The following is a 12783-nucleotide window of genomic DNA, read 5'->3' on the forward strand; positions in this document are numbered from 1 at the left end:
CCGCAGTGGGAGGGGCCCCGGTGTCCGGGGTGCCGAAGCCTGGCCCGGTGAGGCCGCCCCGGCAGTGGTCGCAGGAGCGGATCTCCCCGTACCCCTGGGAGCAGGACGCCCTGGATCACGTACGGCAGCTCATGCCGCACGCCGAGCCCTACCGGGCTTGGGCCGCCTTCTCTTTCACCGCGCAGTCCGGGCGCGTCAACGAATGCGATCTACTGATCGCCGTTCCGGCGGGGCTCTTCCTCGTCGAGATCAAGAGCCACCCAGGTCAGCTCCACAACACCGGTTCCACATGGAGCTTCCGTGGCCAGGACCGTACGCGAACCATCACCAACCCCTTGCACTTCAACGACATGAAGTCCAAGGAGCTGAAGAGTCAGCTCCAGTGGGCAGCACGCAAGTTGGGCATCAGTGATCGCGTCGTGCCGCGCATCGAGCCTGCCGTGTTCCTTTCCGCGCCGGATCTGGAAAGCCGCCTGGACGAGGTCCAGCAGATCAAGGTCTTCGGTCGTGACGACGGTGCGAGCGGTCTGAAGCGGATCTGGCAGGACTTCCTGGGACTGCCGCCGGACCGTCCAGAGCGCCGCATCACCCCGGAGTTCTCCCGGCACACCCTCCCGCAGCTCCTGAAAGCCATCGGTATCCGCCAGTCCGCTACTCATCTGCGGTTCGGCGAAGCCTGGAAGATGGAGCCCCATCCGCTGGACGCCGGCCCGTCCTGGGAGGACCGCCTCGCGTCCCGTGACGACGGGATGGTCCAGGAGGAGGGCCGGGTCCGGATCTACCTGGTCAGCCAGATGGCGACCGAGGCCGCCCGGAAGGCCACCGAGCGTGCCGCGCGCCGTGAGTACCAGGTGCTCCAGGGCATCAACCACCGCGGCATCGTCGACGCCGTCGAATTTCGTGAGCACCAGGGCGGGCCGGCGATCCTTTTCCGCCACCGCCACACAGATCTGCGACTCGACCAGTATCTGGACATCTACGGCGGGAAGCTGACCCCCGAGACACGTCTCGATCTGGTCCGGCAGCTCGCTGAGGCCGTCCGCTACGCACACAACCGTTCGCTGTACCACCGGGCACTCGCGGCGCGGTCGGTGTACGTCTCCTTCAAGGAGGGCGGGGCCCATCCCGAACTGCGGATCACTGACTGGCAGACCGCGGCCCGGGACTTCGATTCCAACGCCACCTTCTTCCGCTCCATCGGCGGCTCCGCCCTCGACGCGGCCCTCATCGAGGACGCGGCGCGCGTCTACCTCGCTCCGGAGACGGATCAGCCGTACGCCGACCCCGGTGATCTGGACGTCTTCGGGCTCGGAGCGGTGGCCCATCTGATCCTGACCGGTCTGCCGCCGGCCACCCAGCGCAGCGCGCTGAGCGATCGCCTGCGCACAGACTCGGGTCTGCGCCTCTTCGCGGTGGCGGACGGGCTGCCCGACGCCCTGGACGACCTCGTCTTCCAGGCGACCCGGACCGATGTCAACGATCGCATCGGCTCGGTGGAGGAGTTCCTCGACCTCCTCGACGAGGCCGAGCGCGCCAGCGTGCTGCCCGACTCCCCGGCCTCGACCGGTGTCGACCCGCTGGAGGCACTGCCCGGTCAGTCGCTCGACGCCGAGTGGTCGGTCCGGCGGGTCCTCGGCACCGGAGCCACGGCCCGTGCGCTGCTCGTGGAGCGCGCGACCGAGGACGAGGACGGGCACATCCAGATCGACGAGCACGTCTTCAAGGTGGCGCTCGACGAGGAGCGGGCGGGCAGGCTACGGGCCGAGGAGCGGGTGCTCGGTACGGTCGGCGGCGGAGCGGTCGTCCAGTTGCGCGGGGAAGGGCTGCGGGAGATCGGCGGCCGCACGGTCCTGGAGCTGGAGTACGCCGGCGAGCAGTCTCTCGGTGAGCGGCTGAGGGGCCAGGGCCGGCTCACCTTCCACGAGCTGGAACGCTTCTCGGACGACCTGTTCCACGCCCTTGACCAGCTCGCCGGACACGGGGTGCGGCACCGTGACATCAAGCCGGACAACTTCGGCATCCAGCGGCGCAAGGACCGTACCTGGCAGCTGAAGCTGTTCGACTTCTCGCTGACCGACGCCTCCGACCGGGACGTCAAGGCCGGCACCCGCAACTATCTCGACCCGTTCCTCGGGTCGATGCGCCGCGCGCACTACGACGATCACGCCGAGCGGTACGCGGCGGCCGTCACCCTCCACGAGATGGCCAGCGGTGAGCGCCCGGTGTGGGGTGACGGGCAGAACGACCCGCTCACCAATGAATCGGCGCCCCTCCATATCGCGGCCCAACTGTTCGAACCGGCCTTGAGCGAGGGTCTCGCACGCTTCTTCCACCGGGCACTGCACCGCGACACGGAACACCGCTTCGACACCCTGACGCAGATGCGGGACGAGTGGCGGCAGGTGTTCCGCGCAGCGGACTCGACCGGTCCCACCACCCCGTCCGCGGTCGGCACCGCCTCCAACGACCCGGACAAGGACCGGGACAGGGCGGCTGCGGCGGCCGACACCACGACACTCCTGGAGGCGGCAGGTCTGTCCCCCCGGGCGGTGTCCGTCGCCAACGACCTGCACGCCTACCGGGTCGGCGATCTGCTGAACCTCCAGCCGTACGTCATCTCCCGGGCGCGCGGCGCAGGTGCGCTGGTCCGCAAGGAACTGAACCGGCGTCGCAAACAATGGGCAGCAGCACTGCTGCCAGCCTCCGACGGGAAGCCCTCCCAGACCGCACCCGCCGCTCCCGCGGTCCAGGAGTTCGCCACGGCGGACGGTGCGGCTCCGGAGCGGATCCTGTCGATAGACGAGATGGCTGCCCTGCTCACCCCCGCGTCGGGGCGCAAGGGTTCTCACCGCGCGGGCGTCGTCCGGCTCACGCTGGGGCTTCCGCCCGAAGAAGGCGGCCTGTCCCCGCTGGGGGCCTGGCCGGTCCAGGCGCGCATCGCCGATCACCTGGGCATCAAGCAGCCGCCGGTCTCCCGTCATCACCGCATCGAGATCAAGCAGTGGGCCGAGGCGGCCTGGCTCGTACCGGTACGGACCGAACTGGTCGACATCGTCACCGCCGCCGGGAGGGTCATCACCGCCTCGGAGGCCGCCGCCGAACTGCGTGCCCGCCACGGAGCGGGCAGCGACACCAGCGAACGGATCCTGGCCAGGTCGCTCGCGGTGGTCAGGGCCGCCGTCGAGGCCGAGACAGCGGACACGGCGGGAGCGGGTGACGGTTCCGGAAGCGAGGGCACGCAGCAGCACGAACCCCGGCTCGCGGTGCACCGGCGCGGCGAGGCGATCCTCATCGCTGCCGAGTCGCTGCCCGGTACGGAGGACCCCAGTCCGGGTGAACTGGCCGATTACGCGGGGTTGTTGGGGGCATCGGCCCACCAGCTGGCCCGGCGGGACCCGTTGCCAGGCCGTGCCGAGGTCCTCCGTGAACTGCGAGCCGTACCGGCCCCCGACGGTTTCGCCCCGCTCGCGGACAACCGCCTGGTGGCACTGGCCGCCACCGCCGCCGCCCGAACCGCGGTCACCCCGCGTCTGGAGCTGTATCCGCAGGATCTGAGCCTGGAGAGGGCGCTGCGCATCTCCCAGGCGGGGGCAGGAGTCCGTCACGACCGGGGCATCACGGTCCCCGGCCTGGTGGCGCGGCTGCGGGCGCGGTTCCCCGACCTCGACCTTCTGGCGGGCGGCAGCGAGCCGACCCATGTCGAGCTCGAGGACGCTCTCGAAGGAGCCCGTTTCGACCTGCGGTTCGACCATGATTCCCTGACGTTCTTCCCGCGCAGGGCCGCGCCGTCCGCTGCCCGCACCTCGACCGGCGCCCTGACCAGCTACCTTCCTCCTCGTCCGGTCTCACGGGCGGACCGGGAAGACCCGCACGGGCTGATGCGTGCCCGGCTCACCGACAGGGTCGCGCGCGGTGGTTTCCTCGCTCTCACGGTGAAGCGCACCGTGCTCGCGGGGACGGCGGAGCGAGTGGCGGCAGCCTTTGAGCCCGAAGGTGTCGTCCCGGTCGACGTCGCGGGGATGTTCCTGCGGACGCTGCGGGAACTGGCGGACGAGAAGGGCCAGGACTGGCAGAAGTTCCTGCGCGCCGACAGCAATTCGGCCCCCGGCCGCATCAAGCCCGGCCTCGCCTCCTTCGCCCGCGTCGTCTGGCAGCGGATGGAGGACGCCCTGCTTGAGCGGGTGGCCCCGCCCCGCACGGTCCTCTTCCTCCACGACGCCGGGCTGGTCGCCCGCTACTGGGACGAGGGCGGCCACGGCTTCCTGACCCGCCTCCAGGGCGCGGCCCGCAGACCGGAGACCGTCCCGTACGGTCTGTGGCTGCTGTGCCCGGTCGAGACACGGTCACAGCAGCCGCGCCTCGACGGACGGACGGTCGAGGTGATCGGGGGCGACGGGGAGAAGGAGCACCTGGAGGCGGGGTTCGTGGAGTCCCTCGGGGGCGAATGAGCTCCCGGGCGCCTCGCCGGCTCTCAGGCCTTGCTGCGCTTGACGCCGCCCTTGCGGCCGATGTCGAAGGCGAGCCGGTAGATGTCGGGGAGGTCGACGGCGCCGTTGGTGCGGTAGGTGGTCACGCCGAGTTTTTCGAGTTCGGCGAGCAGCGCGACAGGGTTGTCAGGGTGCTGGGGCCCACTCCCCGCGTTCTTACGTTCCAGCACCTTGCGGAGTTCGGCCGGGAAGCCTCGTGAACTCCATGCGTAGTGAACGGCGGATGGTTCCATCGGCACCTGGCTGCCGGCGAGGAGCCTGACCGCCAGCGCTGCCCAGCCGAGGTCGTCCTCGAGTTCCCGGACCCGGACGCCGGCCGCGTGGCTGAGGCTCTCGCGGATGGCTTCGTAGTACAGCGGCAGCGGGTGGGTGGCATCCGCGTCCGCGGTGAGCTGCGCCGCTTTCCGTAGCGTGGACAGCAGCGTGCGTGGACTGATCCGGCCCAGACCGTCCTGAAGGTGGTTCGGGATCCAGGTGTAGGCGTGTCCCTTGCGGCGGTCCGTTCCCATGAAGGGACCGGCCAGCGTGACGAAGAGGCGTTCCTGCGCCTTCTGATCGGCGAGCACCTCGACGGGGGCGATGTAGCGGCCCTCCTCCAAGCGCCAGCGCCCTTCGGTGGAGTCCCTGAACGCCTTCGCCTGCTCGGAGGAGTGGTTGCCGAGTTGGTGGAAGAACAGCCCGTAGAGGTTCTCCCGGCTCCAGTGGAGGTCGGCGGCGTTCGCGTCCAGTTTGGAAGCGTCCGCGAAGGTCCGGGGAGCGCTGTCGTACATGTCGGGCCGCACGAAGATCTTGGCGCGCAGCGTGCTGGTGGTGAGGCGGAGTTCCAGTGCGACCTCGAACAGCCCGGACAGCAGCAGGTCGATGTGAGCGCGTTCCGAATGGAGGTGGTCCAGGGCGTCGAAGAGAAAGATCAGGGTCTTGCCCTGCTCACGGGTCTCCCGGTCCGCCTTGCGCAGCGCGGTCTCGTACGCGTCTCCGTTCCGGGCGGTCCACCGGATGCGGTCGATCCAACTGTCGAGCGCGATGACCTGGGGCACCTTCAACGCCATGAGGACGACTGCGGACCACAGATCCTTCGGCTGGAGGTTGTCCTCCTTGTCGAAGTCCTGGACGAGGGAGGCGATGGCGCGTCTCCCGGGGAAGACCGGTTCGTCGCCGCCTTCGAGGCCCCAGGCCGTGATGACCTCGGTGTGGCTGAGCCTGGGCATGAAGTAGGAACGGGCGGCCACCTCGCGAAGAACGGGGTCGGTCAGAGCCTTCGCCCAGTACGTCTTGCCCGTACCGCGTGCCCCGCGTACCACGGTGGCGTCCGGGGCCAGCGCCTCCCGGTGGGACGAGGGCGTGAACATGGTGCGGAGGTCGGGCGTGGTGGTGTTGGCGTCCGGTGCGCCTCGGAGTGCCTCGATGATGAGGTTGCGGTTGGCCAGGGTCTTCGGGTCCGTCATGCGAGATCCTCGTACGGGTCGTGGACCAGTTCTTCCACCGCACTGAGGAAGTCCCGATAGGCGGCACGGACGAACGGGAGCTTCGTCCAGTTGGGGCTGCGTTGCGGATCGAGCCCCACCAGGTCGTTGCCGAACAGGATGGGGACGGGGGCGTACGGCTTGTCGTCGACGTCGCCCTCGGCAGGGAGGTACGGCTCGGGGGTGTCGTCGTCGGGCAGGTCGTACAGGGTGGCCATGAACTCGTCGTAGGCGTGCCGGCGCAGCGTGTTCAGACGGTTTATGTCTCCGGCCGAGTGGAACATCGCCGCCACGATGTGCAGGCGGTCCCGCATGACACGCGCCTGATCGGGCTGCTTCTTCCACTGCTCGAACAGCATGCGGTAGCCCTCCCAGGTGGAAGGGTTGTCGACGGCGAAGAGCAGGGCGTGGTCACTGAGCCGGGTCAGCGTCACCGCCGCGATGTCGTGGATGCCCGCCCGGCTGTCGAGGAGTACGACGTCGGGACGGCGGCCGTTCTTCTTCTCGGTCTGTTCCTCACATGCGGCGATCGCGTCCTCCAGCCGCTGCGCGAACGGACGGGGCAGGTCCCCGGGCTGTTCGGGAGGGAGATCGCTGTAGATGCGGTTGAGCTTGGCGAGGTAGTCGTACGGCTCCCCGCCCCGAGGGGTACCCGAGGCCGAGGCCAGCCAGATCTCTCCGTTGCCGTCCTTCGGACTGAGGGAGGACTTGGCGAGAAGGTCCAGGCCGTCCGCATGGCCGACGGCCGACTCGACGAGATGGTCCACGATGCCGTGCCGGGAGGCCGCTCCCGGATCCGCGAGCAGGTTCGACACACCCGGGGATTCGAGGTCGAGGTCGACCACGAGCACACACTTGCCCAGGTCGGCCAGGTGCCGGGCCAGAACGGCGGTCGCGGTGGAGCGGCCCACACCGCCCTTGAACCCGTACAAGGCGATACGGGGCCATGGCCGGGACGAGTCCGCTCCCTGACCGATACCGGGAGCGGACCAGTCGGCGCCGACGACAGTGCGTTCCAGTACGCCCACGCGGCCGTGCCCGTTCTCCTCGCGCTCCTGGAGGACGATCAGCTCCGGAGCGTCGAAGAACGCGCTCGCGGAGAACATGGCGCCGGCCGTCTGTACGGGATTGTTCGCGGCGAAGGGGCCGAGTCGCTCGCGGAACGTCCGGCGGAGCTGGGTGAGGTGGTCGGAGTCCGGTGCGAGCTCGTCGTCCCGGTCGTCGATCAGCAGGGTGGAGCGGCCGGACAGATCCCGGACGAGTACGACGTCGTGACCGCCCGCGGCAGCGGTGCCGGCGAGCGCACGCGCCTGCTGCCATGCGTCGTCGAATCGGGCTGATTCCGTCATGGGGGCCAGTCGCTTCCTTGGGTCACTTCGCCGAGTCGTAGGCATTGATCAGACTGAGGACGGTCGCCAGGTGGCGGGGGAGCCGGCTGGGGGGAAAGCCGTCACCGTCACGGTAGCGGTGGAAGACGTCCCATTCGTCGGACGGGGTACTGAACGGGTTCTGGGCCGGGATCTGTTGAAGGATCAGACTTCCCCGGTGGCCCGAGGCTATGAGCTGGAGGTGGTCCAACACCTTGGGCATGTGCTCGTGCCAAGTCCGCTTGTCCTGCGGAGTCTTCTGGGTGTACGGCCTGCCGTAGGGAACGTCCTGCTGCGCGCCGAAGAAGTCCATCAGCATTGCCTTGACCACGCATTCCGCCGCCAGGCCGGCGAGGTGGTCGGCGGGACCGGCGAGCTTGACGTCCTGAGACAGCTGCAGCGCTGCCTTGTAGTGGTCGTGTCCTGCCTTCAGAAAGGTGTGCGGGGGAGGTGGTGGGGTGGTCGGCGCCGTCACGGCGATCACTTTAGTAGTGGGGAGGAGGGCGAGAGAGGTCTTTTCGCACGCGGGAAGCCCAGCCCCGTCAGTGAGGCTGGCAGGATGGCAGGGCCTGACCGTGGGATGCGCGGCGGGCGATGGTGCGGTGCGGTGAGAAGGAAGCGGAAAGTGACTGTGGAGACGGCGGGTGCGGCGGGCCCAGCGGGCCTGGACAAGGATGCCCTGGTCAAGGACCTGAAGCGGCTGGTCCTCGACCTGGAGGACGACCTGCGTGCCCGCAGCGAGAGCGTCGACGAGTTCCGTGAACGCCTGGAGGAGGAGTACCGGCAGGCCAAGGAGGCCAAGCGGATCGCGGCCCCCTACCCGGCCTGGCGCGACGAGCGGGTCACCCAGGCCGCCGCCGCGTGGGTGCTCGCCTGCGTCTTCGTCCGCTTCTGCGAGGACAACGGGCTCATCGAGGAGCCCTTCCTCGCCGGACCGGGCGAACGCCTCGCCGAGGCGGAGGCCCGCCACGACCAGTTCTTCCGCGAGCAACCGCACCTCAACGACCGCGACTGGCTGATCGCCTCCTTCCACCACCTCGCCGGTACCAACGCCACCGTCGCCGGCCTCTTCGACGAGAACCACAACCCGCTGTGGAGCATCACCCCGAGCTACGACGCGGCGACGAAGCTGCTCGGGTTCTGGCGGAGGTGGGGCGCGGCGGGCGAGATCCGTTACGACTTCACGGACGCGGAGTGGAGTACGCGGTTCCTGGGCGACCTGTACCAGGAGCTGAGCGAGCACGCGCGTAAGACGTACGCGCTGCTCCAGACCCCGGAGTTCGTCGAGGAGTTCATCCTCGACCTGACGCTGGAACCGGCGATCGAGGAGTTCGGCCTCAACGCGGTCCGAGAGGATCCCCTGGACCCCGAGGGGGAGCCGTTGCGGGGGCTGCGGACCATCGACCCGGCGTGCGGGTCGGGGCACTTCCTGCTCGGCGTCTTCCACCGGCTCTTCGACAAGTGGCGTATCGCCGAACCGGGCACGGACGACTGGACGTTGGTCCGGCGTTCCCTGGAGTCCGTCCACGGCTGCGACAAGAACCCCTTCGCGGCGAGCATCGCGCGCTTCCGGCTGCTGGTCGCCGCGATGAAGAAGGCGAAGGTGGCCCGGCTCGCGGAGATGCGGCCTTTCCCGATCAACGTGGCCGTCGGCGACTCGCTGCTGCACGGGCGGGGCGCGGCGGGCATCCAGACCGACCTGGACACGCTGTTCGCGGAAGCGGTCGTGGGGCGCGAGGACGGGGAGGCGTACGCGTACGCGACGGAGGACGTCTGGGAGTACGCGAAGCGGGCGGATCTGCTGGGGCGCGGCTCGTACCACGTGGTGGTGGGGAACCCGCCTTACATCACGGTGAAGGACAAGCAGGAGAACGAGAACTACCGGGCGGCGTACAAGGAGGTGTGCGCGGGGACGTACGCGCTGTCCGTGCCCTTCGCGCAGCGGCTGTTCGACCTGGCGGTCAGAGGGCCGGGCGGTCGGCTCGGCGGGGGTGGGTTCGTCGGGCAGATCACGGCGAACTCCTTCATGAAGCGGGAGTTCGGCAAGAAGCTCATCGAGGTCTTCTTCCGGAACCGGGCCGAGCTGTCGCATGTGATCGACACGTCGGGTGCTTACATCCCGGGGCATGGGACGCCGACGGTGATTCTGGTGGGGCGGAACCGGATCCCGAATCCGGAGCGGACGGTTCGGGCGGTGTTGGGGGTTCGGGGGGAGCCGTCGCAGCCGCCGATCGCGGCGGAGGGGGCCGTGTGGCGGGCGATTGTTGAGCAGGTGAGGCATCCGGGTAGCGAGTCGGACTGGGTGTCGGTGGAGAACGCGGTGGCGAGAACGTTCTCGTCGCACCCTTGGGCGGTCAGCGGCGGTGGAGCGGGGGCACTGCAGGAGCTGATCGAGAGCCAGGCTGTGGGGGTGCTGAGTGAGCGTGTGACATCGATCGGCTTCGGCGCGGTGACGCGAGCGGACGATGCGTATGTCCTGGGGCGGGGAGCGCTCAGGCGGGCAGGCGTGCCAGACACGATGCAGCGACCCATGGTTGATGGAGAGTCCACCCGGGACTGGCGGATCGTCTCACCTACGGAGATCCTCTGGCCGTACGACGAAAAGCGGCCTGACCGGGCGCGGAGCAATGATGCTGTGCTCAAGCTGACGTGGCCGAATCGAATGATTCTTCGTGAGCGTGTTGCCTATGGGAAGACTCAGTTGGAACGGGAACTCGAGTGGTTCGAATACTCGATGTTCTTCAGTCACAGGTACACGAATCTCACCCTTGCATTTGCGTGCGTTTCAACTCATAACCATTTCGTCCTTGGTAGGGGTAAGAAGGTCTACAACCGACATGCTCCGTTGATTCAAATGCGCGAGGGGGCGGATGAGGATGCGCATCTGGAGTTGTTGGGGGTGCTCAATTCGTCGACGGCTTGCTTCTGGTTGAAGCAGGTTAGCCATGACAAGGGCAGCCAGGGCGTAAATGAGGGTTTCAAGTCCCAGGAGTGGGAGCGTTTTTACGAGTTCACGGGGACCAAGCTCCAGGGGTTCCCGTTGCCTGGGCGCCTGCCTCTGGAACTTGGAAGCTTGCTTGACGCTCTTGCTCAGAAGCTGACTAGCTTCGAGCCTTCTGGCGTGTGCGACGAGAGCACTCCCGATCGAGCTGTACTCGATCAAGCTCGCGCCGATCAAGCGGGTACTCGGCAGTCCATGATTGGCATCCAGGAAGAACTGGACTGGCAGGTCTACGGGCTGTACGGGTTGCTCAACCATGCGGAGATCGCCCGGACGACCGTATCGGAAGAGAATTTGAGGGAGATTCCTGGAATTCAGCTCGGCGAGCGTGCATTCGAGATCGTGCTTGCGGCCAGTGGTGCCGAGACGGACTGGTTCCGGCGTCATGGTTCCACGCCCGTTACGGAGATTCCCACGCACTGGCCCGAGTGGTACCGCAAGATCGTGCGGGCGCGGATCGACATCATCACCTCGCGTCCCAAGGACATCGGGCTGATTGAGCGGCCTGAGTGCAAGCGGCGTTGGTCCGCTGAGTCGTGGGAGAAGAAGGAGCGGGCTGCGCTGCGGACCTGGCTGCTCGATCGGTGTGAGAGTGGCGAGTTGTGGTACGAGTTGCGGGACGGGATGAAGCAGCCGCGGTCGATGACGGTCAACTACCTTGCGGATCGGTTGAGTACGGATGCGGAGTTTGTGTCCGTCGCGGCGCTGTATGCGTCCGATCATCTCGGCATGCCGGATCTTCCGCTGGCCAAGGTGCTGACCGAGGTCATCGCCGATGAGCACGTGCCGTATCTCGCGGCTCTGCGGTACAAGGACTCCGGACTGCGCATCCGTGCGCAGTGGGAGAAGGTGTGGGCGGATCAGCGGAAAGAGGATCTGACTGGGGAGCGGCTCGATATCGATCCGCCGAGCAAGTACAAGACGGCCGACTTCCTGCGGACCTCGTACTGGGCGAACCGGGGCAAGCTCGATGTGCCCAAGGAACGGTTCATCTCGTATCCCGACGCCAGTCCGGACGGGGACTCGACGCTGATGCTCGGCTGGGCCGGGTGGGATCACAAGGACCAGGCGCAGGTGCTGTCCCAGTTGATCGATGCGCGGACCAAGGGTGATGGCTGGAGCACGGAGCGGATCGTTCCGCTGCTCGCTGGGCTGCGGGAGGTCATGCCGTGGGTGAAGCAGTGGCACGGGAAGCCAGACGCGGAGTGGGATGACGAAGTGCCGGCCGAGGTGCTCGAAGCCGACTTCGAGGCGTTGCTGCGCAGGCATGCGGTCGGTGACGCACAGTTGGAGGCGTGGCGGCCAGTGAAGAAGCCGCGTGGCCGGAAAGCGGCCCAGCCGAAGAAGAAGGCCCTCGAGCAGGCCGAGTTGAGTGAGGAGTAGGGGAGCCGGTTCCTGTGAGGCGGCAGAGGTTCGCTGCTCCACAGGCTCTTTTCAGGAGCCGGACGCGTACGCGGTGAAGTCAGACCAGGCGTCGGGTGTGACGGTGAACGGGCGGAGACCGGTGTCCTTGGAGTCGCGGACGTGGACAGCTTCGGTGTCCACGGCGACCTCAATGCAGTTGTCGCCGCCGCTGCCGCTGTAGCTGCTCTTGAACCAGTCCAGTTCGGTACTCATAGCGCTCCTTGCATCTGCTTCAGCAGGCCTACTGTGGCCTCGTGGCTCAGCGCCTGTGAGCGCATCTTGCCATAGCGCTGGAGCATGGCACTGACCACTTTCGGGTCAGCCAGGAGGGTGCTGCTGTCGTGGCCTTCGACGTAGCCGAACCAGCTGTTGGACGAGGTCTCCGCGAGGTACATCTGCCCGTCGATGCCGGAATGATCCGGCTGTTTGAGCGGCATGACGAGGATCTCCACGTTGCGTCGACTGCCCTGCGCCAGCAAGTTGTCGATGAGACCACAGGTGACCTCTGTGCCTCCGAGTTGACGTTCGAGAACGGCTTGCTCGACAAGGAACGAGAACGAGGTGTTGGGGCGCTCGGACAGAAGTGCCTGTCGTTCCAGACGTGCAGCTACCTGCTGCTCGAACTGCTGCTCCGACAGCGGCGGTAGGCGTCGATCGAAGACCGCCCGGATATATCCCTCCGGCTGCAACAACCCCGGAATCCCCCGGCACTCATACGCATACAGCGTGATCGCTTCCTCCTCGATCCCCGCCCACTGCAGGAACCACGACGCCAGCCCCGCCTTCCTCCGCAGGCTCCGTGCCGCAGCCGCGAGCACCTGCCCGGCGACCGGTCCCAGTACCTCCCCCGCCCGGCCCGGAAGGTTCTCCGGCGGGAACCGCTTCCCCTGTTCGATCTTCGCGACGTAGGCTGCCGAGTACCGCACGCGGGGCGCGAACTCCTCCTGGGTGAGGCCTCCCGCCTCCCGTAGCGCCTTCAGGACCGCCCCGAACGTCTTGAGACCGTCGGAGAGTTCGGGTTCGCACCCCGCCGTCGTGCCGCTGTCGTGGTCCGCCGTCAT

7 protein-coding genes are annotated in these 12783 nt (G+C 67.7%); 2 read left to right on the forward strand and 5 right to left on the reverse strand.

Features of this window, described 5'->3' with window-relative positions; genetic code table 11:
* Nucleotides 1-47 precede the first annotated feature (47 nt).
* Complete coding sequence (pglW, locus tag ACFYPC_RS01725; RefSeq protein ID WP_388669025.1) at nucleotides 48-4448, forward strand: BREX system serine/threonine kinase PglW; 4401 nt, start codon at nucleotides 48-50, stop codon at nucleotides 4446-4448.
* Between the two features lie 23 nt (nucleotides 4449-4471).
* Here pglW and ACFYPC_RS01730 read toward each other — a convergent pair whose 3' ends face one another.
* From ACFYPC_RS01730 to ACFYPC_RS01740, 3 genes are read right to left on the reverse strand one after another with little or no spacing between them, the layout of a single operon-like run.
* Nucleotides 4472-5932, reverse strand: coding sequence for a hypothetical protein (locus ACFYPC_RS01730; RefSeq protein WP_388669028.1), 1461 nt, complete (start codon nucleotides 5930-5932; stop codon nucleotides 4472-4474).
* A complete protein-coding gene (locus tag ACFYPC_RS01735) occupies nucleotides 5929-7299 on the reverse strand; it encodes a KGGVGR-motif variant AAA ATPase (protein WP_388669031.1) in 1371 nt (456 codons plus the stop codon). Before ACFYPC_RS01735 ends, ACFYPC_RS01730 begins: the two co-directional genes overlap by 4 nt.
* Before the next feature lie 22 nt (nucleotides 7300-7321).
* Nucleotides 7322-7792 (reverse strand): hypothetical protein, encoded by a 471-nt coding sequence (locus ACFYPC_RS01740; protein WP_388669034.1) that lies wholly within the window; start codon nucleotides 7790-7792, stop codon nucleotides 7322-7324.
* Between the two features lie 150 nt (nucleotides 7793-7942).
* On the opposite strand from ACFYPC_RS01740, the gene pglX reads away from it, so the two are divergent.
* Nucleotides 7943-11701 (forward strand): BREX-2 system adenine-specific DNA-methyltransferase PglX, encoded by a 3759-nt coding sequence (gene pglX / locus ACFYPC_RS01745; protein WP_388669037.1) that lies wholly within the window; start codon nucleotides 7943-7945, stop codon nucleotides 11699-11701.
* 51 nt (nucleotides 11702-11752) lie between these two features.
* Here pglX and ACFYPC_RS01750 read toward each other — a convergent pair whose 3' ends face one another.
* Together ACFYPC_RS01750 and ACFYPC_RS01755 are read right to left on the reverse strand one after the other, a co-directional pair.
* Nucleotides 11753-11935: a DUF397 domain-containing protein gene (locus ACFYPC_RS01750; RefSeq protein WP_388669040.1), complete on the reverse strand. Its 183-nt coding sequence runs from the start codon at nucleotides 11933-11935 to the stop codon at nucleotides 11753-11755.
* Complete coding sequence (locus tag ACFYPC_RS01755) at nucleotides 11932-12783, reverse strand: helix-turn-helix domain-containing protein (RefSeq protein ID WP_388669043.1); 852 nt, start codon at nucleotides 12781-12783, stop codon at nucleotides 11932-11934. Before ACFYPC_RS01755 ends, ACFYPC_RS01750 begins: the two co-directional genes overlap by 4 nt.

This window comes from Streptomyces sp. NPDC005808, assembly GCF_042871385.1.
In the GTDB taxonomy this organism is placed as follows: domain Bacteria; phylum Actinomycetota; class Actinomycetes; order Streptomycetales; family Streptomycetaceae; genus Streptomyces.

Bases quoted from the DNA above. Each gene is read 5' to 3' on its own strand.
- ACFYPC_RS01730 (WP_388669028.1), bottom strand. From the start codon at position 5,932: ATGACGGACCCGAAGACCCTGGCCAACCGCAACCTCATCATCGAGGCA.
- ACFYPC_RS01735 (WP_388669031.1), bottom strand. From the start codon at position 7,299: ATGACGGAATCAGCCCGATTCGACGACGCATGGCAGCAGGCGCGTGCG.
- ACFYPC_RS01750 (WP_388669040.1), bottom strand. From the start codon at position 11,935: ATGAGTACCGAACTGGACTGGTTCAAGAGCAGCTACAGCGGCAGCGGC.
- ACFYPC_RS01755 (WP_388669043.1), bottom strand. From the start codon at position 12,783: ATGACGGCGGACCACGACAGCGGCACGACGGCGGGGTGCGAACCCGAA.